Origin of the sequence: Pseudovibrio sp. Ad46, from assembly GCF_001623065.1 — a bacterium.
Classification (GTDB): domain Bacteria; phylum Pseudomonadota; class Alphaproteobacteria; order Rhizobiales; family Stappiaceae; genus Pseudovibrio.
Map to the genome: position 1 here is coordinate 1 of NZ_LMCG01000043.1, position 21,998 is coordinate 21,998.

Below are 21,998 nucleotides of genomic sequence, written 5' to 3' on the forward strand. Positions count from 1 at the left end.
GTGTTGGCACGCTGTGGCTGGCGAGCACGCGATCATAGATCTGCAGCATGAACATCGGACCCGTCAGCATCAACAGGTTGATGACCAGACTCAAGACCCCAACGCCCGCATACCCGGACCGAGACGCCGCAAACGCCTCAGCCACCATAGGGCGCTTTGGCTGCCCACTCTTCGATGTACTCATAGATACTCCCGAAACCACCTGGCCCCAAACTTCAGTGCGCGGCACGTCCTCCCAACGAACGATAGGACGCCTGTTACGCTACAAAACTCGTGGTTATGCCCCAACAAAAATTGTGGTCTCCATAGTATGTAAATCGCACACTATTTGAAAGGGGTAAGACGCTTAATTTTGCTCATGTATTGAAATTGAGGGAAATACCGCAAACTTATGATTTGATTAAATAATTATGCAACCTGCCATTGCGGCAGGTCGCACATTTTTCTACCTCTTATACAAACGTGAAATCGTCTGCATTGATGAGGCTGGAATCAACACCTGAAAGGGTGATGGAACCACCGTCGTAGCTGACGAGTGTGTCTGCACCAGTGTCCTGAATCGTAAGGTCTGCAAAGCTGTCTGCACCGCTTTCAAATCTCATGAAGTCAAGGCCATTGGAGAAGTCAACGATCGTGTCTGCGCCGCAGTTGATGTTGAACACGAAGGTATCACGACCTGAACCGCCCGAAAGAGTGTCGTCACCGAGACCACCTTCGAGAGTATCGTTACCAGCATTGGCATAGAGACCGTTGTCGGCATCGTTCCCAATCAGCTCATCATTACCTGAACCAGAATAAGCATTCTCGATCACGGTATCACGCATGATGGTCATGTTGCCGGTCAGACCGTTCACGTCAGAGTAAGTCTCTGCCACCAAAGAGATTTTCTGGTCAGCGCGGACAGAGCTGAAGTTGATGCTGTCGTTGCCGCCATTGTCCATGATGGTGAACGTGGCTGGGTTCAGGTCTGCAATGTCGTCATAGTAACCGCCAGCGGTGGAGTTTTCACCGTAAACGGTGGACCCAGTGCGCAGGTCGGTTGCTGTGCCGTACAGGTCCTGCATAGCAAGGATGTCTGCAATCATTGGCGTGACGACGTAGGCACGGCTAGCGTCTACGTTGGTGTTCTCCACCTGATCGAAGTAGGACATGATTGTGCCCTGCCAGGAATCGTTGGAGTAGTGGTTGTCCACGCCGTAAGTCGCGCTGCCGTTGTAGTTGCCAGCATGACCCAGACCGAGGGCGTGACCGATTTCGTGCACGTAGGTCTGGAAAGCATAACCGTCCAGGCCGGTGCCATAACGCGCAACCCAGTCCGTGCTCACATTCACGGTTGAAGAAACGATGGTGCTGCCGCGTGTGGTTGAGTTTGCGTAAGCGCCGCTGTCGTTGTCGTCAAATGTGATCTGAGCGCCGGAGTTGACAGTTTGGAAGTCGATACCGGTGACTTTTGTCCAGGCTTCCAGAGCTTTGGTTGCAAGCTCACGGCCAGAAGAGTTCAGGCCATTGAGGTTGACGGTGAGAGACTCACCCGGGCTCACGTCAAACGCACGACGACCACGGCCTGAGTTGTTCCAGTACCCATCGGTCAGCTGGCTTGCAATCTGGTCGTTGGTGAACGCGTTTGGATCGGTTGGTGGGTCAGTTGGGCCGCCGTCTGCATCAACGGAGAGTCTGTAGTCTCCGGTGTAGCGATCATTGTAGGATGCAGCGCCAATGTAATAGGTGCCGGTGGATGTTGCGGTGAAGGTGATTTCGGAGTTACGTCCGCTGCCGCCATCATCGTCTGTTGCGATTTCGTTTGTGTTGGAGTCGTAAAGGTAAAGATATGTATCGGAAACGCCCCCACTTCCGATGCCTTCCATTGAAATTGTGTAAGTTACTCCGGCCTGTACCTCGAGTTTAATTGCGTCTTTATCGCCAGAAAAACTCAGCGTTCCCTCAAAAGTGTCACCCGATGAAATAGAGTATGGGGTCGTCGTGCTATATGGCGCGTCACCCCCTTCAATAACTCTTGCCTCTTCAACGTGATTATCTCTAAACATATTATCTCCCCTAGAGTAATAGTAGTAGTAAACCATCTAAACGTATGAGGGATGCACTGAAAGGCAATATAAATGATCTTTGGATTCACAGAAGAAAGTAGTATCAACACATCTACTGGTTGAATCATTGACGAACTCTCGATGTGTGAATAGAATGCAAAATATATTATTTTAGGTATAAAACATCTGAATCTTTCAAATATATCAATTCAAAATATTAATATATTTGGATAAAATAAGTTTACCTACTGATAAAAAATTCTAAAAACTGACCAGTTGATCAAATAATTGTAGTATGTTTTTCTTCTGATTTATTCTAATAAAGAGATGTTTAATACTTAATTATATTTGTTGATTCGAAGAATTTATCAATTCACGAAACTGTGAGATTGATGGCGAGATGCCTGTATATACGTGAAAATGCGTGATTTTGGTGGAACGTTTTATCAAATTAACGGGGCTAATCCGGCAAGTTGACCTATAGGGAAGTATGTATGCTGAAGTGAGCTCATAAAACACCCCGGTCAATGGGGCTTGACCAGGGTGAGTTGTGGGCAGGGTACGTCTCTACCCAGGGGAAATATTTTCCTGAATGGCTCAGGAGGAGATTCTCCGCCCCTGGGTACGCTTTGCAGATACGCGAGGCTGGAAAGCGAGATGGAGAACGTTCCTGTGCGTATCTTCAGCTTGCGGAGGGGTGCAGAGCGAAGAACGTGATCACAGGCTTGCCATAAATTGCTGGTTCAGGTCGATTCCGTAGCCCGGTGCGGTTGGCTTTTCAAAGCCCCCATCCACCAGCTCGGCTTCTGGCGTCACCAGATACTTGCGCAGCTCCCCATCACAGAAGTCCGGATGCACATACTCAAAGTAAGGCGCGTTGCCGACTGCGAACTGATAATGGATCGCCGCTGCCGAGGTGATGCCAGTCTTCCAGTTGTGCGGCATCACCTGCACGTTGTGCGCGGTCGCCATCTCGGTGATCCGGCGCAGCTCTGTCAGGCCGCCGCAACGGTTATAGTCAGATTGCAGCAGATGCACCTTGCCTTTGGTGATCCATTCTTCTGCTTCAAAGCGGGTGGTGCTCATCTCCGCACCGCAAATGCGGGAGCGGGTGTTTTCTACCAGTTTGGCGTGGCCACTCAGGTCATCGTGCTGCAGCGTCGCTTCTGCGAAGTACAGCTCCAGATCGTCAATGGAGTTGAGCAGGCGGGCAACATCATACCAGTCTGTGAAGCGGTAGAGGTAGTCCACCATCATATCGGTGTCATGGCCCAGAATACCGCGCAGTTCGCGCAGGTAATAGCCGACGTCTTTGATGCTCCAGTCTGCTTTGATCGGCACGCACACTTTCACCGCGCGGATGTTGTGTGCCTTGGCTTTTTCAAGCAGCGGGGCGTAGCCTTTGATGGCAACGTCCAAAGACGCATCCACCGGAATGGCTGGATACAGTGTCAGATATGGATGGACTTTGTCTTTGTTGGTGCCGCCAAGCAGTTGGTAGGCTGGCACGCCGAGTTGTTTGCCCGCAAGGTCATAAAGCGCCATGTCGATGCCGGAGAGGGCGAACATGCCCAGTCCGCGCATGCCCTGCCACTGCGTGGCGTCATACATGGAGTCCCAGATGGCGTTGATTTCGATCGGCAGACGGCCAATGACTCTTTCGGTCAGGTTCGTCAGCCATTTATGTTCAGTTTCAATATTGGAATAAGCGAGAATTGCGTCCGGAGATCCGTCAGCTTCGCCGAGGCCGTAGACACCGTTTTCGTCTGTAATCTTGACGACAACCGTGTTCTGGCTCCAGTTGCTGGCTTTGTAATTGACCGGAATAAACTCGACAGACTTGATGGGTGCGACTGCTGGATTAAGTGCCAGTGACATGATGTGCTCCTAAGAGAAAGGCGCCAGTTTTTGCTGGCGCCCTCATGTGCTTTATTATTTTTTGCGCATTGGAAGTTCGACACCGTTGGCAATGTCGCGGTGCAGTTCTCTGAGGAACGAGACTGCAACAATGCCGAGGATGATGACCATCAGCAATCCGCCAACAACCGTTGAGATCTGGATAGTTCCCAGGTCTCCGCCGATCAGGTTGATCACCACCGGGATGATGCCCAGGAACAGAGCCCAGACAAGACGGTTCCAAAGTGCTGGATCTGCACCATCTGGCAGCTCTTTGGTGGTCATCGCTGCAAGAGAGAAGGATGCCGCATCAAAGGTGGTTGCCATAAACACGATCGCGGAAACGCACAGGCCAATGATGAACAGAGTACCCAGTGGCAGGTTCGCAAACATGTCGATGATCACGGTGAAGGAACTCTGACCAGCTGCCAGTGCTGCAGGTGCATCAAAGATGCCTGCGTCCAGAAGGCCAATGCCGTAGTTGCCGAAGATCGCGAAGAACACTGCAGTGCCCAGAGAACCAAACAATAGGGTGCCCAGAACCATCTCACGGATTGTACGGCCACGGGAAATCTTCGCGAAGAAGAGACCCTGGAACGGACCGTAAGAAACCCACCATGCCCAGTAGAAGATTGTCCAGTCAGACACAAAGGTGGAGTTCTCTGCGTATGGCTCCATGTAGGTGCTCAGACGGACGAAGTTTGTCACGAGCGCACCAACAGAAGTGGTGAAGGACTTGATGGTGGTCAGGAAGTAGCCGCCGAAGAACAGCACGAAGATCAGCAGGCCAACCGCCAGGAAGATGTTGAAGTTGGACAGCTTCGCCATGCCTTTTTTCAGGCCAAGCGCGGAGCTTGCAGCAAACAGCGCAACCACGATTGCAAGAGCTGCAAGGTTCATGGAGGTGCCGTGCTCAATGCCAAGCACTTTGGAGAAGCCAGCGGCAACAACCGGTGTGCCCAGACCAAGGCTGGTCGCACTCGCAGTCACCAGACCAATCATGATGAAGATGTCGACCACGTTGCCCAGAGGGCCTTTTGCACGTGTACCTAAAACGCCCTTACAGGATTCTGAAACTTTCAGAACCGGGTCTTTGCGGACATAATAGTAATAGCCGATGGTGATGGAACACACGGAGTAAAGTGCCCAGGCACTAGGACCCCAGTGGAACATGCCCGTGGTGATCGCCCATTCTTTGGCCAGCTCGGTGCCCGGCTCAAGGCCCAGTGGCGGCGTGGACATGTAGTAGATCCACTCGCTGGCGCCACCCCAGAGGATGCCGGCGCCGATGCCCGCACTGAAGATCATCGCGACCCAGGAGATCGTGTTGTATTCAGGCTTTTCATCCGCCTCACCAAGGACGATGTTGCCGTACTTGCTGAAGGAAACGCTCAGACAGAAGATCAGCGACAAGATCGCTGCCCACATGTAGAACGCGCCAAATTCGTTTGTCAGATAGCTCTTCAAAGAAGAGATAACTTCTTTACCGGAGCCCGGTGCAGCAATGTCCGCTGCCAGAATGCCCATTGTCGGTAGGAGTACCGCAATGCCCCCGACGAAGAAGTTCGTCTTATCCAGTTGTAGTTTAGCCATGGATGCCCCCATTTATTATTCGAAGACGAAAGAAGCGAAAGATGCTTCCTTCACTGCGTCCCAATCCATTTCCACGCCGAGCCCGTTGCCCGCCGGCGCGTGCACATATCCCTCTTTGTCTGTGCGGATTTGGGTTTTACTTGCCAGTTCAAACGCCTCGTAAGGGTAGAACTGCTCGAAGTAATTGCAGTTGTCGTGAGCCAGAGCGACGTGCAGGTTGGCAGCCTGTGTCAGGGTGTATCCCATGCTCTGGATTTCCAGGTTTTTGCTGTGGCCGGCCGCGATCGCGAAGCATTTGTTCAGCTGAGTAATGCCGCCGCAAACAGTCGCGTCCTGACGCACGTCTGACCACATCCCAGTGCTCAGCGCGTGCGTAACTTCCTGCAATGTGAGCAGGCAGTTGCCATGGCTGGAAATTTCAAGATCCGTATTGGCGACAAGGCGCTGATAGGTCTTGTAGTCGTAGTCGGAAACTGGCGCTTCAAGCCATTCCCAGTCATGACGTTCCATCCACTTGGCCATCTTCATGGCCTGTGCTGGTGTGTAGAACGTCGCTGTGTCCAGCATGAAACGGATGCCGGTAGAGCCGTATTTGGCCTGCACAGCTTCCACCAGCGCCACATCCTTTTCATAGATGCAGTAGCAGTGCAGTTTGATTGCTGTGAAGCCGTGCGCAATGCAGTCGTCAATGTAAGGGAAGTATTCCTCTACAGTGTCGAACATTGGTGTGGAGGCGTAGGACTTGATTTTGGTCCGGGCGCCGCCAAGCAGCATGTAAAGCGGCATTCCGGCTTTTTTGGCCTTAATGTCCCATGCTGCAATGTCGATTGGAGACTTCGCTGGCAGTCCACCCCAGGTGCAGCGTGCTCCAAGCCAGTTGTTGAGTTCCTGGGTCATCAGCGGATTTTTGCCGATGAGGCCGGGAACGATGGTACGCAGAGATTCAATGATGCACCGATCAAAGAAGTTCTCTGTGTAGCTCATAGTTGCGCCAAGACCCTCGGTTCCATCCTCGGTGAACAGGCGTACAATGTTGTTGGTGTACAGCAGAGGTTCCTGATTATCCGCCCAGGGAATAGGGGGCGCATTCTCATCAGCCAAAGCATAAAGCTCGACCCGGCTAATTCTGCAGTCTTCCATTTTTAACTCCCAGTGTGCCTTGAGGCACCTTCCTTATTGCCCGACTTTTTACAGAGCGCTGCCAGCCGCACGCATCGCCTCGCGCAGCTCTTTTGTGTCGACATCCCTGTAATTGATCGCTTTGTCGATTTTCTGTTTTGTCGCCACAGCCGCCGCATGTCCCAGCTCAAAGCACTGGGCAGTAACGCGGGCAGACGCGAGCGCTTCGTGTTCGGCACTCAGGCACCGTCCCGCGACAATCACGTTGTCCAGCTCCTTCGGCACCAGCGTGCCGTATGGAACCTCATAGTAATCTTCCATCAGCCAGTGCAGTTTGCTCTTCTCACCGGCGTGCATCTCAATCGGCCAGGAGGAGCGGACCACGCCGTCCTCAGGCTTGTCACAGTTTGCGACATGGTCGTTTGTCAGTGTGGTTTCGCCGCTGATGGTCCGTGTCTGGCGAATGCCCACTTCCGGTGGCATGTCAATCAGCTGGGATTCTTCAAAGCCTTTGATCTTGTCTTTGAAGAAGCGGTGATACTCGCGTGCCTGACGACGGCCATAGACTTCCGCGTATGTGAAGTCAGCAGGGTCCACCACGTTCAGCAACCGGTTGTCCTGACCTGCCAGACGGGTGCAGTTCATCAGGAACACGCCCTTTTGCGGGGTTGGGAACACCCAGACTTTGTTGCGGGGTGTGTCGTACTCTCTGCTCTCAAAAGCTGTTTTCAGCTGTTCGATCATGTCAGGCGGGCAGATGGTGTTCTTGCCGAAGTAATCGTAGAAATCGCTTTCCACCACGTCCGACAGACGGAAGATCATGGTCGGGTTCTGAATGGCACCCTTATCGCCGAAGCTGTACTCACACCCCGCTTTCGTCACGAGAGCCGCATCTCCTGACGTATCAATGAATGCTTTTGCTTTGAGGAAAGTGCTGCCTGCCTTGGAGTCTACACGGATCGCGGTGATCTCATCGCCATCGCGGACCACCTCGGTCATATAGGTGTGGTAGAGGCACTGAACGCCGGATTCCTCAAGCAGATCGTCCGCAGCTTCGCGCCAGATCAGCGGATCAAAGGTCACCACGTGGGTGTTGCCGTAGATTTGTGGGGTGGTGGCACCGCCTTTGGCCAGCAGGCGAGCACGAAACTCTTCTGCAAAACCGAAAACAATTTGCTTGGCGTCTTTGTTTTCGATGTCGTCCTGGGTGAGGAACAGACCGCAGATAGTACCTGACAGGCCGGCAACTGCACCGCCGCCACAAAACCCGTTTTTCTCGATGAGGATTGTCTTCAAACCGCTGCGGGCACTCATAACAGCCGCAGCAACACCAGATGGGCCACCGCCGCAAACAACAACATCTGCTTCAGCAAGAACAGGAGATGCGGTTTCTGCTAGGGCAGTCTCTTTCCAGTTTTTCATGGGTGCTTACCTTGTATGCCACAATTTATGGCTGTTTGCTTTAGTTCTGAGTCCATGAGGACAGTTTTCGGAAACATATCCTCAAAACTGACATATTAGCAACCTTAAAAGCAAAAACTAACGGCTAGGGCAATGGTAATAACCCTTAGAAATCGATAAATATCATGAAATATTGGCTTCTGATATGCCAATAATGATATACTGACATGCCAGCAAGTTTCGGTAAATTTCAGAGTAACAGTTCATGATAAAGCCCTAATTACTTTAGCCTTTTTAGTTTATCTAAAATCCACAAAGCGCAGAGAACCCATGAAATCTAAGTGGTTTTTGCGTGACAGAATGACACAATGCCGAAGACTGATAGGTTACATTATCTAGGAAGGGTCCAGAACTGATATGGCAGCCGAGTGAAAAACCGCCAAACAAGATCCAATCGGCTGACATAGCAGCAAAAGAAAAGAAGAGACTGCTGGCAAATCGGGAATGCACTGTGCTACACTGTGATACAACTGACGCAGAAATAATGCTTTTAAAACAGGGGGTAACCGTGGCTCACCAGAAAACTCAGGCTGAGCTTGCGCGCACGGAAATTGAGAGAAAGCTGTTTTTCAACGAGCTTGATGTTTCAGCTCTGTACTCTGAAAACAAACTCGCCTCTCTGTTGGATTTGGGCCGAACGCCCGTTCGTGAGGCGCTTCAGGCGCTGGAGCAGGATGAGATGCTGGCCATCCATCCGCGCAAAGGGGTTCAGTTTCTCTCCATCACCGCAGAGCAGCAATTGCAGCTGCTGGAAGTGCGCAAGCAGATTGAACCGATCTGCCTGAGATTTGCAGCCATGCGCGCCTCAACTGATCAACGCCGCGAGATGCTGGCGCTCGGGTCACTCATCGTGCAAAGCGCGAAGGATGAGGATGAGAAGTCGCTGCTGTCTAATCTGCAAGACATCCACCGCATCGTGACGGAAGCGACCAACAACCCATACTTCCATCATAGCCTCGCTCGCGTGCAGAGCCAGTCACGCCGGTTCTGGTTTGCCAACAAAGACAAATCAGACAACCTGCTGTGCTCGTATCATCATGAAGCAATCATGCGCGCGGTTGCCATGGGCAATGAGGACGAAGCCGTCAAGCAATCCGGCTTGCTGCTGGAGCACTTGACCGAATCTGCTTTCAAGGCCCCAAAACTGGGCTGAGCAGACGCAATCTGAGCATTGAAATGAGAACGGGTGAGTCGCAAGACCTGCCCGTTTTTTCGTGCCAATATGCGGTTAGTCCACGCCTTCGACGATCACGGTTTCCACATCAGCGATGCCAATTCGAAACTCGCGGGCGGTTTGGTATTCAGGAGAGTTGTAGCAGTTCAACGCGTCTTCCATGCTGTCAAACTCCACGATGACATGACGATGGTATTCTTGACCCTCGAGTTGCTCCGCCCTTTCGCCGCGCGCAAGGATGCGGCCAGTGTGTTTTCGCAGGACACTCGGAGCGGCCTCGATATAGAACCGATAGATATCAGGATTTTTGATATTGACGCGGGCAATCCAATAGGCTTTCGGCATCTGTTTTTTGTTCCTGAATCAAAGGTTTCCGACCGGTGGCAGACCATAATCTTAGGGTCTCACGGGAGCCAGATCATTGTCGTTCGTGCATTATAGAGCGCTTGCCTGAAGGCGTTACTACCGGCTTTTGACCAACCAAAAATTCAAGTGAATCTGACGCTAGGGCCGTTTCTTAAAATACGCTCAAAATCGGCAAAATAGAAAATTGTTCTTGATTAAACGGCGAGCTTTGCTAGTTTGCTAACACGAATTAGCAATGGATTGATGTTGCCTTTTCCGGGAAATCAAAGGGCTGGCCCTGAGAGCGTTTGTCGGAATACGACGGCATCAGCCTGAAGACGGAATCACGAGGCGAACAGCCTCTCTGGTTCTTCATAGTACATTTATTCGCGGCGGACTTCTGAGCTTTCTTCAACCCTGCTGGAAGTCTGGGTGTTTGTTTGACCCGCCCGCGGTGGCGGGCACATGGTGTGAGTGGGGGCTTAAGTGCTTAAAGGGATCAACCCGATCATTTTCCCGGACCTGTTAAAGATCCTGCACGAGATGGGACATGGAGATGAGATCGTGTTCAGCGATGCGCATTTCCCGGCCTATTCCGTTTGCGACACCGTGCTGCGCGCTGATGGGTGTGAAGCGACAGATCTGCTCAAAGCCGTCATGCCGCTTTGGGAGCTGGACCAATATGACCCCGAAAACGTGATGATGATGGCCGCCGTGGAAGGTGACCAACTGCCGGATGGACTGGTGGACGACTACCAGAGCGCTCTGCCTGCAGGAGCTGAAATCACCTTTGTCGAGCGGTTTGCGTTCTATGAGAAAGCAAAGAAAGCCACCTGCGTTGTGGTGACAGGCACGACACGCAAATACGGCAACGTCATTATCAAGAAGGGCGTGATCCAGAGCTAAAGCGCTTCCCCGCCAAGTGGGTCCGGTGTTCGGATTGGGGGGAGGCGTGCAAATGAGGCAACGGGGACTGCGGCAGAACTCTGGGAGGAGTGCTGCAATCAGTCAGGTATCAACCGGGTGCCTCAGCCATTTCAAATTGCTGATCTGCAGTCGCAGCACCAGTCGGGATCTGTGCGTTCTCACTGAGGTTTGCAGGCCAGTATTGGGGGGAGAAAAAAATGAATACCATCGTCAGGATGACGGGTATTGAAAAGACGTTTCCGGGTGTGCACGCCCTGAAGAATGTGCAGTTTGACTTGCGTGCCGGTGAAGTTCACGCCCTGATGGGAGAGAACGGTGCTGGCAAATCTACCTTGATGAAAGTTCTTTCCGGTGTTTACACCCGTGACGACGGCAAGATTGAAATCAACGGTACAGCGGCTGACCCAAAAGGGCCGCGAGAAGCGCAAGACCTCGGAATAGGCATCATCCATCAGGAACTCAGCCTGATGAACGATCTGACAGCAGCGCAGAACATCTTCATTGGCCGCGAGCCGCGCCTGAGATTTGGACGTCTCGATGAGGCTGCGCTCAACCAGAAGACCCGCGACATCTTTCAGAGCATGGCGCTGGATTTGCAGCCTGACGTGCTGGTTGGCAACCTGACCATCGCCAAGCAGCAAATGGTGGAGATCGCCAAGGCACTCTCCTATCGCTCGCAGGTGCTGATCATGGATGAGCCGACCGCCGCGCTGAACGACAAGGAAATCGCCGAGCTGTTCACCATCATCCGCCGTCTGAAAGCGGAAGGCGTGGGCATCATCTATATCAGCCACAAGATGGACGAGCTGAAACAGATCTCCGATCGCGTCACCGTCATGCGTGATGGCGAGTATGTGGGCACCGTCCCTGCCGCTGATACGCCGGTCAACGAGATCATTTCCATGATGGTTGGCCGTGAGGTGAAAGAAGAAGCCGTGGACGTGCCGGACCTTGCAGCGGCAGACGTTGCGCTGGAAGTGAAGAGCCTGAACCGCGGCACCGAAATCCGCGATGTCAGCTTTGCGCTCAAAAAGGGCGAGATCCTCGGCTTTGCGGGCCTGATGGGGGCAGGGCGCACAGAAGTGGCCCGTGCAATCTTTGGCGCAGACCCGCTGGATTCAGGTGAAGTCTGGGTGGATGGCCACAAATGCAAGATCAACAGCCCGTCGGACGCTGTACAGGTTGGCATTGGTTATCTGTCAGAGGACCGCAAGCACTTCGGCCTGGCAACAGGCATGGATGTACGCGCCAATGTGGCTATGGCCAGTTTGGACCAGTTCTGCAATCGCCTTGGCGTGCTGAATGAAGCTGGCATGGCAGAGGTCGCCGCCAGGTACATCAAGCAGCTGGAAATCAGAACGCCCTCTGACAAGCAGGAGCTTCAATTCCTGTCTGGTGGCAACCAGCAAAAGGTGGTCATTGCCAAATGGCTGCTGCGCGACTGCGACATCCTCATTTTTGATGAGCCCACACGCGGCATTGATGTGGGGGCAAAATCCGAAATTTATAAGCTGTTGAACTCACTGGCAGAGCAGGGCTGCGCGATCATCGTCATCTCCTCCGAGCTGCCAGAGGTTATGCGCCTCAGCCATCGCATCGCGGTGATGTGCGAAGGCCGCCTGACAGGCATTTTGCCGGGTGGCAGTTCAACATCGCAAGAAGACATTATGCGCCTTGCAACACAACGCGACCCAGCTGCGCAAATTGTGAGTGAAGTACAATGACAGACACCACCTTAACCCCGCAAAAGAACCTCATCGGTCGTTTTGTAAGCTCCGGCGCACACCAGAAGCTGCTCGCCTTTGCCAGCTTGATTGTGCTGCTCATCGGCTTTGGTCTGGCCTCGCCAAACTTCATGCAGATGTCCAACATGATCGCCATTTTGCAGGCGACATCGGTCAACGGCGTTCTGGCCATTGCAGCAACGCTTATCATCATCACCGGCGGTATTGATCTGTCCATCGGCACCATGATGACCTTCTGTGCGGTGATCGCCGGAGTGGTGCTCACATACTGGGGCCTGCCCCTGCCGCTTGGCGTTGTCGCTGCCATTGGCGCTGGCGCACTCTGCGGTCTGTGTTCCGGCACATTCGTTGCCAAAATGAAGGTGCCACCCTTCATCGCAACGCTTGGCATGATGCTGATTTTGAAGGGCCTGTCCCTCGTCATCTCCGGCACACGCCCAATCTACTTCAACGACACGCCGGGGTTTGATCTCATTTCCCGTGGCTCCGTGATCGGGGCTGTCTTTCCGGGCTTTCAAATCCCGAATGGTGTGTTGATCCTGTTCCTTGTTGCGATTGCAGCTTCCTACGTTCTGGGAAGAACTGTTTTGGGCCGCTACACCTTCGCACTTGGGTCCAACGAGGAATCCGTGCGCCTGTCCGGCGTCAACACGGATGCCTGGAAAATGGGAATTTACGCGCTTGCAGGTGGGATCTGCGGTATTGCGGGAATTCTCATCGCGTCCCGCCTCAATTCCGCTCAGCCAGCCCTTGGCCTTGGCTATGAGTTGGAAGCAATCGCTGCTGTGGTGATTGGCGGAACGTCTCTGGCCGGTGGTCGCGGCACCATCATGGGAACGCTGATCGGGGCACTGATCATGGCGGTGCTGACCAACGGTCTGCGTGTGCTTTCTGTTGCTCAGGAATGGCAGACCGTGGTGACCGGCGCGATCATCATTCTGGCCGTCTATGCGGATATGGCCCGCAAGAAAAAAGCTCATGCTTAAAAGCGGTTGGGGCGCTTTTGTCCCAGCATCTTTAGTGGAGCGAATTCTTATCGTTTGATTGAATCCAATCCAACGGAACACGCTCTAAATTATTTCATTGGGAGGAAATATTATGTTTACACGTCGTACTTTGATTGGGGCCTTGGCCTCAGCAACATTGCTTGCAACCAGCTCGCTTTCATTCGCAGCGGATAAGGTTTACATCCCGCTGATCTCCAAGGGCTTCCAGCACCAGTTCTGGCAAGCTGTGAAGGCAGGTGCCGACAATGCAGCCGCTGAGCTGAACGTTGAAATCACTTTTGAGGGCCCGGACAGTGAAGCCATGGTGGATCGCCAGATCGACATGCTGGCCGCAGCACTGGCCAAGAACCCGGCAGCCATCGGCTTTGCCGCGCTGGACAGTCAGGCTGCTATTCCACTGCTGCGTCAGGCACAGTCCGCTGGTATTCCGATCATCGCATTCGACAGCGGCGTGGAAAGCGAAATTCCTGTCGCGCTGGCCGCAACCGACAACGTGGCAGCAGCAAGCCTTGCAGCTGACAAAATGGCAGAGCTGATAGGCAAAACCGGTAAAGTGGCCGTGGTTGCGCACGACCAGACCAGCCGCACCGGCATTGATCGCCGCGATGGCTTCCTCAACCAGATGAAAAACTATCCGGATATCGAAGTTGTCACCGTTCAATACGGCGGCGGCGACCAGCTCAAGTCCACCGAGCTGACCAAAGCGATCCTGACAGCTAACCCGGACATCAAAGGCGTCTTTGGCACCAACGAAGGCTCCGCAATCGGTGTTGCCAACGGCGTACGTGAAATGGGCAGCAAAGATGTTGTGATCATCGGCTACGATTCTGGCCGCGCCCAGAAAGACGCCGTCCGCAGCGGCCTGATGGCAGGTGCGATCACCCAGAACCCGGTCGGCATCGGTTATGAAACCGTCAAAGCCGCCGTCATGGCCTCACAGGGCAAAGATGTCCCATCCAACATCGACACCGGCTTCTACTACTACGACGCCTCCAACATAGACGACCCAGAAATCGCAGCAGTCCTCTACGACTAGAGCGCGTTCCGTTTGATTGAATTCAATCAAACGACAAGGATTCGCTGAAAGTAAAGAAATTAGAGCGTGAGGCGTGAATGCAAATGAACGCAACACGCTCTAAGCATTACTCGGTTATCTGAGACAAAAACCAAAAGGCCTCTCATCACGAGAGGCCTTTTTTGTTCCTAGCTCTTTGCAATTGAAATTAACTTCCTCAGATCCTGCCTAAACTCCAACCACGGTTTTGCCTTTGCGGTGGGGCGGTTCCATTTTCGTTCGGACTGGCGCATCAGGTATGCGGCGTAGGTGGCGGCGAGGATGTTGCCGGCTGCAAGACCTGCGAGGATCCACCAGAGCCCGAGCTTTGAACCTATGAAGAGCAACGGGAAGACCAGCACGAAGGTGCGCACCAGCATAATCTTCAGTGCAATGCGCGGCATCTGCAGGCCGTTAAAGATGGCGACGGTGACTGCGATAAGACCCTGAAATGCGTAGGAGACTGCAACAATCTTGAAGTAGATGCTCACGAAATTGATGACTGCTGGATCATCAGAGAAAATGGCCGCGATGGAAGGGCCAAGCAGAGCGAGGACGGCGAACAGGAGGATGCCGAGATAAAACGAGGCTTTGCCTGCAAAGATGACCGCCTGGTCGATACGTTCATGTTCCTTCGCCCCAAAGTTTTGCGCAATGAACGGGGTGACGGCCATGGAAACGGCGAAGATGCCGATCAGGGCGAGGGATTCAATTCGCCCAACAATCCCAAAGGCAGCAACAGCCTGCGATCCATAATCAGCCAGCAGGAAGGTTGTGAAAATGCCGGTGGTTGGCACAAGCATCTGCATGGAGATTGTTGAAAGGGAGAACTTCAGAATTTCCGCAAGGCCAGACAGCGCGCCGTCAAGTTTGCTCAAGCCAATCAGGTTTTGCCGAGTGAGGATGAACATCACACCCAGAAAGATGAAGCCAAAGGACAGCACGGTAGCCCAGGCCGCCCCTGCCAGACCCAGCTCAGGAAACGGGCCGATGCCGAAGATGAGCAGGTAGTCAAAGACCAGATTGATCACACCGGCAATGCCAAAAACCACTTCCGTTTGCTTGGTGATGCCAACAGCCCGCGCTGCGCCGCTGCCAACAATGCCAAGCATCAGCAGTGGGAGACCCAGATAAAGCGTGCCCATGTACGCATCAAGCAAAGGAAGGATGTCCTTTGAAGCGCCAAGCGCGGAGAACGTCGGGCCAATAAACGCGCGCCCGGCAAAGCTGAGAGAAACGGCGACAAGGACCACAAGCGCCAGAGACACCATGGTCAGCATTTTGGCTTTCTGGCGTTCACCGGAACCCACCGCCCTGGCGATGACAGAGGAAACGCCAACTGAAAACCCCATGAACACTGCGGCAAACAGAAAGAAAGCACTGGAAGAGAACGCCAGAGCCGCCAGTTCATTGGACCCCAGTTTGCCGACAAAATAGCTGTCGACGATCTGGAACAGGAAGGTGGAAAGCATGCCAAGGCTGATGGGGGCTGCCATGCGCAAAAGCATTGTGTTGACGGGTACTTCCATCATGGGGTTGGACTGCGTGTTCATGGGTTCACTCACTGGCTTGGGATGGCATGCAAGGTCGGATCAGACGCCCCCGGGCGGAGAAACTGTCACCACCCGAGGGCGCTTCGGCCCATATGTCGTTATTGGGGGGGCATCAGGCAGCAACAGGGACTTTTGGGGATGTCCCTTGTGCTGCATGAACTTGTTGAACAGCGGGATCAGCGGCCAGTTTGCGTACCAGAGCATCGATGTTCTTGTACTCAGATGTTGGCTTTTCAAACCCATAGGCCCAGCTTGCCATGGCGTAGAGGAAGGCATCTGCAACGGATTTTGTCTCGCCAACCATCCAGTTCCGGCCTTCAAGATGCTGGTCAATCTGCGTCAGAGCTTTGTCGACCAGCTGCTTTGCAGCGGCTTTCACATCGTCATAGCCATTTGCATCTGTGGTAAAGCGCATTGGCATGAACACTGGCCAGAAATACGGGTGCAGCGTGCCGGAAAGGTAGGCAAGCCAACGGTGCAGATGCACTCTGTCTGCAGTGCCTGCAGCTGGTCCAATGTTCGCTTGCGGGTTCTGATCCACCAGATGCAGGAGGATTGCCATGCCTTCTGGCAGAGCAAGGTCACCATCCACCAGTGTTGGCACAACACCAGACGGGTTTAGTTTGAGATACTCTTCAGACTTCATGGTCGGGAAATCGACGTGCTCGACTTCATAAGGCTTGCCGATCCATTCAAGAGCGATGTGCATGGCGGTGGCGCAAGTGCCAGGGGCTGAATAGAGTTTCATGGGATCTCTCGCTTTAACTATGGGTTTGATTGGGTTGGAAGGGGAGCTTCTGCTCCCCAATACTGCCGATCACCAGGTCTGGTCAGGATCCACCTTGAACAGGTGCTCCATGAAAACGCGGGTGACAGCTTGCAGCTTGTCGGTGCGGGCATGGTCGCGCTGCAGTTCAGCAGGAACAACGTTCCAGGTGATCGGCTCGACGCCGGCTTCAATCATGCGGCGCATGCCGTTTTCGTGGCTGAGTTGGGTGATGGAACCGACGGCGTCTTCGGGCACATACACATCATAGCCAGCTGCTTCCGCTTCAATTGCCGGGTAGGCGAGGCAGACATCCGTCCAGAGACCGCCCATGATGAGCTTCTTGCGTCCGGTTGCTTTCACTGCTTCAACAAACTCTGGCTCTTCCCAGGCGTTGACGCTTGTGCGGTCAATGAAAACGGCATTCGGAGCAAGCTTCTGCAGCTCTTCAATCATCGGGTCATACCCGTTCAACCCCACGGCGACGTGGCTGAAGATGATCGGGATATCGTAGATGACGGCGGTTTTGATGAGGCCGGTTGTGTTGTTGATCAGCGTTTCATGATCAATGTTCTTAACCCCTGCCAGGATTGGTGGCTGGTAGTCGATGAGGATGAGTGCAGAGTTTGAGGGGGACAGAAATGGATCTTCATCTGCCGCCCGAACCGGAGTGCCCTGATATCCTTCCGGGTAAGACGCGACACCGTTGACGGTCTTGATCTTTGGTGCATCGGCAAGGGCAGGCAAACTGGTTGAAAAGAGTGCGATCCCTACCGCTGCGATCACTGGCTTCAATGCTGAGAACATCTGGTGTTCCTCGTGGTTTGAGTTGTTCTTGTGTGATGAACTTGCTGTAGGGGAAAATTAGGCGGAAATTTATTGTTGCACAATCTGCACTAAATGCGTTTTACTATTTCCTATATGAGTTAATTAGATGGAGCAGATATGGCTGATCTGAATGCAATCGCAGCCTTTGTAGCTGTCGCGGATGTGGGTACATTTTCCGGTGGGGCAGAGGTCATTGGCATCCCCAAAGGCAGCATCAGTCGCAAGATCAGCATTCTGGAGGAAAGCCTCGGCGTGCGCTTGTTTCACCGGACAACGCGCAAAGTCACCCTTACGGACATCGGGCGATCCTTTTATGAGCGGTGCAAGCGCGGCGTGGATGAGCTTTCCGCAGCAACCCAGCTGGTGGATGAAAGCACGGCAACGCCCTCAGGCATCTTGCGCATCGCGGCCCCGGCTGCATTTGGGGAGGGAGCCTTTGGTGATGTGGTGGCGACGTATCTTGCCCGCTATCCCAAAACCAGAGTGGAGTTGTTGCTGAGCGATGAATATGTAGACCTGATTGAGGAGCGGATTGATCTGGCGCTGCGCTTCGGCGAGTTGCAGGATTCATCGTTGATAGCCCGCAAACTGTCCTCCACCCACCGCATTCTCTGCGCCAGTCCAAAGCTTCTGGAGGTTTTAGGAGAGCCGAAAAAACTGGAGGATCTGGCAGAGTTTCCTTCCATTGTTCACGGAGCCACATTGGGTCAGACCACATGGCGCATGGTGAACGGCAAAGGCACAGAGTTTTTCGCACGGCATAAACCAAGGCTGGCTGCCCAAAGCATCTCCATGGCATCCGGTGCTGCCGCTTTGGGAATTGGCGTTGCCCTACTTCCGGAAAGAGCAGCTGAGGAGGCTCTGCAAACCGGAGCGTTGACACACATCCTGACAGGCTACGCCACCCCAACACAAGGCCTTTACGCCATCTACCCCAGCAGCAAACAACTCTCCCTCAACGTCCGCACCTTCATGGACCTCTTAAACACCTCCGACCTGCTGGCGAAGTAGGGGAGGTTTTACAAAGGCGCATGTTCTCTACGTCTTCGCCTTGCGGAATACTGCGGGGGTAGCGCCGGTCCAGCGTTTGAAGGCGACGGAGAAGGCGGCTTGGTCGGCGAAGTCGAGCAGGAAGGCGACCTGGGCGATGCTGTCTGTTCCCACCAGCAAACGTTTTGCCAGATCGCAACGGGCAGATTCCACCAGAGACTTGAAGTTGGTGCCTTCCTCGGAGAGTTTGCGCGTCAGGGTCCGGCGGGTCATGCAGAGTTCTTTGGCTACCTCATCGCCGCTCGGCAGGCTGCCGGGTAAGCGGGAGCGCACCAGTTTGATGACTTTGGCAGACAGGCCGGTTCGGTTTTGCGGCAGCTGGCTCAGTCGTTCCTCTCCATGTTTGAGCAAATGCTCTCGCAAAGCTGTGTCGGAAGTCGCGATCTGAAACTCGAACCCACCAGTGGGCAACCTCACGCCGTTGATTGATTGAACGCCTGTAACCTCGCAGTCTGCCAACTCAGAAAGACGCGCGCAGTGCTCTGTGTCCTCACATTCCAACATGACGGACATCTTTCCAAAGCCATCACCTGCAATTTGCTCTGTGCGCTTGAGCAAGCCAAACACCAGGAACTCGCGATGTCTTGGGAATTGATGCGCGCTGAGAATGTCACTGCTCAGGCAAATGGTGGGCTCAGCTTCACTGCCATCCAGATCAAAGCGAAGATCCGGGTCTTCCAATGCGTAGTATTTTTGCGCGAAGCGAAACACTTGTCCGATGTTGTCACTGGCCTGAGCCAAATACGCCAGTAGTGTCTTCGCTCCCGGTGATGCGAGGCCAGCACGAGCCGCGAAGGTTGGGTCCTCCAAAGCCTCGCAGGCTGTTTCCAGCGCGGCGGCTTCTCGTTGCAGATCTATTCTTGCTGTTGCGTTGCTCAGCTCTTCCACTGAAACACCGACAGCCTCCAGGATCTTGTCAAAGCCGAGAGCCGCGTTTGGCTCCCGCCCATATACTTGCGCTGCATGGCGCAATCGGTAGGCGCTTATGCGTGTCATGCTGACTTCCACTCTGTCTGAGAGGGGCGCCTCAACATTCTTTTGCGTCGATTAGCCTCTCAAATGTCCAGAAATCAAAAATCGATGGCCAGAACTCTAAAGAACGTCCTTTGCTCATACGTTAATTTACGAACATCAACAAACGGTGCTGCCTAGGACGGTAGCTTTCTAATCAAAGCAAAGGACATTCACCGTGAAGTCGATCATCCTTTCAAGCGTCATGGTAGTTGGCGCATTAACCACCGAAGCCTCAGCGGCAGGTGGTGAACCACGCTGGTGGGTTCCACCAGGAGAATCTGACAGTTACTCCATTGTCAGTATTGTTGTTTTCTTTCTGGCCTTTCTTTTGATTGTGCATCTTTATTCCCGCTTTGACCGCTATGCGGAACACAAGGCAAAGGGAACACCGCTTCGCACAACAGTGCCAGTGATGCTGACTGTAGCCCTTGCCTATGAAGTTATGCCGGCCCTGTCTCATTTCAGCATCTTGCTTCCGGCCTCCCTGATCCTTACAGCGATCGCTCGCGATTTTATGCTGTGGTGGACTCCTAAAATGCAGGAGGCAAACAAATGATTGAGCTTCTTGTCACCTCTTTTCCTTTCGTGCTGCGGGTATGGTACCTGCGCTGGAAGGGCATGCCGATTACTCTCTACAACGTGCATTATGCCTTGGTTTTATGGGTGTTTATGGCTCTCGCCGTCTTCTTTGCGGTGTTCTATTACTACCCGAAGTCGTTTACAGGCATCGTTCCTTTTAAGACCGTTCCGGTTGTTGCCGAAAACGGTGGAACAGTCACAGAAGTCTTCGTCACTGGTGGCGACCGTGTCAAAGTTGGCGACCCGCTGTTCAGCACAGAAAGTGCAATGGAAAAGGCCAAAGTTGATCATGCAAACCGCAAGATTGACGAAATCAAAAGCGCTATCAAAACCGCACATCTGGAAGTGGAAACTGCAGATGCAGCGCTGGATGCAGCCAAAACAGGTCTGAATCAGGCTGAGATGACGTTGGCGGACCACGAAGAGCTTAAGATGAAAAACTCTGCAGCTTTCCAGCGAGCCCGATTGGAACGTGCGATTTCGCAGCGAGACACCAGTGTGGCAGATGTGAAAGCAGCGAAAGCAAAACTGGAAGCTGCAAAAGTGCAAGCGCACTCTACTCTTCCATCACAACTGGCAAGTGCCCAGTCCACACTTGAGCAGGCTGAAATAGAACTGAAAAAGACACGGGTTTACAGTCTGGTTGATGGTGTTGTTGAGCAAGTGACCCTGCATGTTGGAGCCCGAGCAGCACAGGCAGCAATGGCTCCGGCCATGGTGATCATCCCGGACCGAACCCAAAAGGAAGGTTCTCGTGTGGTTGCTGGTTTCTCTCAGGTTTCCCGCACTGAACTTTACGAAGGCATGGCAGCTGAGATCGCCTGTGAAAGTAACTTTAACATTGCAATGTTCCACACGGTTCTTCCAGCACGGATCTCTCGCATTCAAAAATCAATCTCCTCCGGCCAGATGGCACCATCCGGCAAGCTGATGGAACCAGGAGAACGCGCCAAACGTGGTCAGGTCGTCGCTCACCTCGATCTGGTCTATCCGGAACACCAGAAGTATCTGGTCCCAGGCAGCGGATGTGTTGTGCAGACCTATACAACAGACCTGAAAGGCGACATGTCAGGCGGTGTAACAGCCCACGTGATCTCAGCCCTCGGCGTCATCAAAGCAGTCGGCCTTCGAGTAAAAGCATGGCTTGGCCTTGCAATCGGAATTGGCCTTGCAGGATCTGCTCACTAAGGCGATCAGATTAGAAAACCCAAAGAAAACAGTTTTCTCCCGAAGACGGAAAGTAAACCGATCAAGAACTCAAGGATCCGGACTGGTTCCGCTCGGGAGTACCACCGAAGAGAGCAGCCTAACTGGCAATCTGAGCAACCCGTTCTCTTCAAAGCAACCCAGTGGTCAGAGCAGTAAGGACCAGCGGCGAGAACCCTGAAAGCCGAAGCAAAACCTTACGACCACCAATAAAAAGAAGAAGAAAAATGTCTATCAAAGCCCTGACAATCGCAGCAGTTGCCCTCTCCGTTGGTTACACAGTGGATTATAACCCAAGACCTTCGCAGCCTGGCACCAAGTCCATCTCACCAATCTCCTTCAAAATCGGTGAGGCAAATGCCCAGACAGCAGAACGCAATGCAGCTCGCCGGACCGCCCGTCGCACATCCCGCCGTGTCAACCGTCGCCAAGACATCGCAGGCTGCACACCTTACAACGCTTACTACAACTGCGGTGGCGTCTATTATCAAGCCATCGTCGAAAACGGTGCAACAGTTTATGTGGTTGTAAATCCATAAGGGAGACTACCGTCCCTCCCAGATGTCCCACCGTCCTGGCATCATGGGTGACCAACCACAAAAGGCCTCTCATCGCGAGAGGCCTTTTTTCTGTTTG

General features: G+C 53.3%; 19 protein-coding genes and 1 pseudogene. 9 read left to right on the plus strand and 11 right to left on the minus strand.

Annotation, left to right across the window (positions count from 1 at the left end):
* From PsAD46_RS10830 to PsAD46_RS10860, 6 genes and pseudogenes are all read right to left on the minus strand, one after another.
* A pseudogene (locus tag PsAD46_RS10830) lies at positions 1-184 on the minus strand (type I secretion system permease/ATPase); the annotation flags it as partial.
* Between the two features lie 268 nt (positions 185-452).
* Positions 453-2,045: a M10 family metallopeptidase C-terminal domain-containing protein gene (locus PsAD46_RS10835; protein WP_057461533.1), complete on the minus strand. Its 1,593-nt coding sequence runs from the start codon at positions 2,043-2,045 to the stop codon at positions 453-455.
* Between the two features lie 717 nt (positions 2,046-2,762).
* Positions 2,763-3,923 carry a mandelate racemase/muconate lactonizing enzyme family protein gene (locus tag PsAD46_RS10845; protein WP_063287995.1) on the minus strand — a complete coding sequence of 387 codons (1,161 nt, stop codon included), beginning with the start codon at positions 3,921-3,923 and terminating at the stop codon, positions 2,763-2,765.
* A 54-nt stretch (positions 3,924-3,977) separates the two neighbouring features.
* Positions 3,978-5,534, minus strand: a complete 1,557-nt coding sequence (locus PsAD46_RS10850; protein ID WP_208981788.1) for a BCCT family transporter — start codon at positions 5,532-5,534, stop codon at positions 3,978-3,980.
* 15 nt (positions 5,535-5,549) lie between these two features.
* A complete protein-coding gene (locus tag PsAD46_RS10855; protein ID WP_063287997.1) occupies positions 5,550-6,674 on the minus strand; it encodes an enolase C-terminal domain-like protein in 1,125 nt (374 codons plus the stop codon).
* Positions 6,675-6,722: 48 nt separating this feature from the next.
* Positions 6,723-8,075, minus strand: a complete 1,353-nt coding sequence (locus tag PsAD46_RS10860) for an FAD-dependent oxidoreductase (RefSeq protein WP_063292885.1) — start codon at positions 8,073-8,075, stop codon at positions 6,723-6,725.
* 547 nt (positions 8,076-8,622) lie between these two features.
* Between PsAD46_RS10860 and PsAD46_RS10865 the strand changes: the two genes are divergently transcribed.
* The gene (locus PsAD46_RS10865; protein WP_057461538.1) at positions 8,623-9,267 is read left to right on the plus strand and encodes a GntR family transcriptional regulator; all 645 of its coding nucleotides are present in this window, start codon (positions 8,623-8,625) and stop codon (positions 9,265-9,267) included.
* A gap of 75 nt (positions 9,268-9,342) precedes the next feature.
* Here the strand turns inward: PsAD46_RS10865 and PsAD46_RS10870 are convergent, their stop codons facing one another.
* Positions 9,343-9,633 (minus strand): DUF1330 domain-containing protein, encoded by a 291-nt coding sequence (locus tag PsAD46_RS10870; RefSeq protein ID WP_063292884.1) that lies wholly within the window; start codon positions 9,631-9,633, stop codon positions 9,343-9,345.
* Positions 9,634-10,119: 486 nt separating this feature from the next.
* Here PsAD46_RS10870 and fucU point away from each other — a divergent pair, with 486 nt between their 5' ends.
* The 4 genes from fucU to PsAD46_RS10890 all read left to right on the plus strand — a co-directional run bounded on the left by fucU (position 10,120) and on the right by PsAD46_RS10890 (position 14,348).
* Positions 10,120-10,539, plus strand: a complete 420-nt coding sequence (fucU, locus tag PsAD46_RS10875) for an L-fucose mutarotase (protein WP_063296137.1) — start codon at positions 10,120-10,122, stop codon at positions 10,537-10,539.
* 218 nt (positions 10,540-10,757) lie between these two features.
* Entirely contained in the window at positions 10,758-12,284 is a 1,527-nt protein-coding gene (locus PsAD46_RS10880; protein ID WP_063306842.1) for a sugar ABC transporter ATP-binding protein, read from the plus strand.
* The gene (locus tag PsAD46_RS10885) at positions 12,281-13,291 is read left to right on the plus strand and encodes an ABC transporter permease (protein ID WP_063288001.1); all 1,011 of its coding nucleotides are present in this window, start codon (positions 12,281-12,283) and stop codon (positions 13,289-13,291) included. The genes PsAD46_RS10880 and PsAD46_RS10885 overlap by 4 nt, the downstream gene beginning before the upstream one ends.
* Positions 13,292-13,403: 112 nt before the next feature.
* Positions 13,404-14,348: an ABC transporter substrate-binding protein gene (locus tag PsAD46_RS10890; protein ID WP_063306843.1), complete on the plus strand. Its 945-nt coding sequence runs from the start codon at positions 13,404-13,406 to the stop codon at positions 14,346-14,348.
* 167 nt (positions 14,349-14,515) lie between these two features.
* On the opposite strand, the gene PsAD46_RS10895 is transcribed toward PsAD46_RS10890, so the two are convergent.
* The 3 genes from PsAD46_RS10895 to PsAD46_RS10905 form a co-directional block, all read right to left on the minus strand.
* Positions 14,516-15,919, minus strand: a complete 1,404-nt coding sequence (locus PsAD46_RS10895; protein ID WP_063306844.1) for an MATE family efflux transporter — start codon at positions 15,917-15,919, stop codon at positions 14,516-14,518.
* A 112-nt stretch (positions 15,920-16,031) separates the two neighbouring features.
* Positions 16,032-16,667: a glutathione S-transferase N-terminal domain-containing protein gene (locus PsAD46_RS10900; protein ID WP_063306845.1), complete on the minus strand. Its 636-nt coding sequence runs from the start codon at positions 16,665-16,667 to the stop codon at positions 16,032-16,034.
* Positions 16,668-16,736: 69 nt separating this feature from the next.
* Positions 16,737-17,492: a hydrolase gene (locus tag PsAD46_RS10905; protein WP_063288004.1), complete on the minus strand. Its 756-nt coding sequence runs from the start codon at positions 17,490-17,492 to the stop codon at positions 16,737-16,739.
* Positions 17,493-17,630: 138 nt separating this feature from the next.
* Between PsAD46_RS10905 and PsAD46_RS10910 the strand changes: the two genes are divergently transcribed.
* Positions 17,631-18,524 carry a LysR family transcriptional regulator gene (locus PsAD46_RS10910; protein ID WP_063306846.1) on the plus strand — a complete coding sequence of 298 codons (894 nt, stop codon included), beginning with the start codon at positions 17,631-17,633 and terminating at the stop codon, positions 18,522-18,524.
* A 27-nt stretch (positions 18,525-18,551) separates the two neighbouring features.
* Here PsAD46_RS10910 and PsAD46_RS10915 read toward each other — a convergent pair whose 3' ends face one another.
* Complete coding sequence (locus PsAD46_RS10915; protein WP_208980549.1) at positions 18,552-19,559, minus strand: helix-turn-helix domain-containing protein; 1,008 nt, start codon at positions 19,557-19,559, stop codon at positions 18,552-18,554.
* Between the two features lie 193 nt (positions 19,560-19,752).
* Between PsAD46_RS10915 and PsAD46_RS10920 the strand changes: the two genes are divergently transcribed.
* The 3 genes from PsAD46_RS10920 (at position 19,753) to PsAD46_RS10930 (ending at position 21,901) form a co-directional block, all read left to right on the plus strand.
* Positions 19,753-20,133, plus strand: a complete 381-nt coding sequence (locus PsAD46_RS10920; RefSeq protein ID WP_152986716.1) for a hypothetical protein — start codon at positions 19,753-19,755, stop codon at positions 20,131-20,133.
* Positions 20,130-21,344, plus strand: coding sequence for a hypothetical protein (locus tag PsAD46_RS10925; protein WP_057463644.1), 1,215 nt, complete (start codon positions 20,130-20,132; stop codon positions 21,342-21,344). Before PsAD46_RS10920 ends, PsAD46_RS10925 begins: the two co-directional genes overlap by 4 nt.
* A gap of 245 nt (positions 21,345-21,589) precedes the next feature.
* Positions 21,590-21,901 (plus strand): hypothetical protein, encoded by a 312-nt coding sequence (locus tag PsAD46_RS10930; protein ID WP_063306847.1) that lies wholly within the window; start codon positions 21,590-21,592, stop codon positions 21,899-21,901.
* Positions 21,902-21,998: the final 97 nt, after the last annotated feature.

What these genes read in the sequence shown, in the direction of transcription:
- PsAD46_RS10835 (WP_057461533.1), bottom strand. Translation starts at nt 2,045, where the DNA reads ATGTTTAGAGATAATCACGTTGAAGAGGCAAGAGTTATTGAAGGGGGT.
- PsAD46_RS10845 (WP_063287995.1), bottom strand. Translation starts at nt 3,923, where the DNA reads ATGTCACTGGCACTTAATCCAGCAGTCGCACCCATCAAGTCTGTCGAG.
- PsAD46_RS10850 (WP_208981788.1), bottom strand. Translation starts at nt 5,534, where the DNA reads ATGGCTAAACTACAACTGGATAAGACGAACTTCTTCGTCGGGGGCATT.
- PsAD46_RS10855 (WP_063287997.1), bottom strand. Translation starts at nt 6,674, where the DNA reads ATGGAAGACTGCAGAATTAGCCGGGTCGAGCTTTATGCTTTGGCTGAT.
- PsAD46_RS10860 (WP_063292885.1), bottom strand. Translation starts at nt 8,075, where the DNA reads ATGAAAAACTGGAAAGAGACTGCCCTAGCAGAAACCGCATCTCCTGTT.
- PsAD46_RS10870 (WP_063292884.1), bottom strand. Translation starts at nt 9,633, where the DNA reads ATGCCGAAAGCCTATTGGATTGCCCGCGTCAATATCAAAAATCCTGAT.
- PsAD46_RS10880 (WP_063306842.1), top strand. Translation starts at nt 10,758, where the DNA reads ATGAATACCATCGTCAGGATGACGGGTATTGAAAAGACGTTTCCGGGT.
- PsAD46_RS10885 (WP_063288001.1), top strand. Translation starts at nt 12,281, where the DNA reads ATGACAGACACCACCTTAACCCCGCAAAAGAACCTCATCGGTCGTTTT.
- PsAD46_RS10890 (WP_063306843.1), top strand. Translation starts at nt 13,404, where the DNA reads ATGTTTACACGTCGTACTTTGATTGGGGCCTTGGCCTCAGCAACATTG.
- PsAD46_RS10895 (WP_063306844.1), bottom strand. Translation starts at nt 15,919, where the DNA reads ATGAACACGCAGTCCAACCCCATGATGGAAGTACCCGTCAACACAATG.
- PsAD46_RS10900 (WP_063306845.1), bottom strand. Translation starts at nt 16,667, where the DNA reads ATGAAACTCTATTCAGCCCCTGGCACTTGCGCCACCGCCATGCACATC.
- PsAD46_RS10905 (WP_063288004.1), bottom strand. Translation starts at nt 17,492, where the DNA reads ATGTTCTCAGCATTGAAGCCAGTGATCGCAGCGGTAGGGATCGCACTC.
- PsAD46_RS10910 (WP_063306846.1), top strand. Translation starts at nt 17,631, where the DNA reads ATGGCTGATCTGAATGCAATCGCAGCCTTTGTAGCTGTCGCGGATGTG.
- PsAD46_RS10915 (WP_208980549.1), bottom strand. Translation starts at nt 19,559, where the DNA reads ATGACACGCATAAGCGCCTACCGATTGCGCCATGCAGCGCAAGTATAT.
- PsAD46_RS10925 (WP_057463644.1), top strand. Translation starts at nt 20,130, where the DNA reads ATGATTGAGCTTCTTGTCACCTCTTTTCCTTTCGTGCTGCGGGTATGG.
- PsAD46_RS10930 (WP_063306847.1), top strand. Translation starts at nt 21,590, where the DNA reads ATGTCTATCAAAGCCCTGACAATCGCAGCAGTTGCCCTCTCCGTTGGT.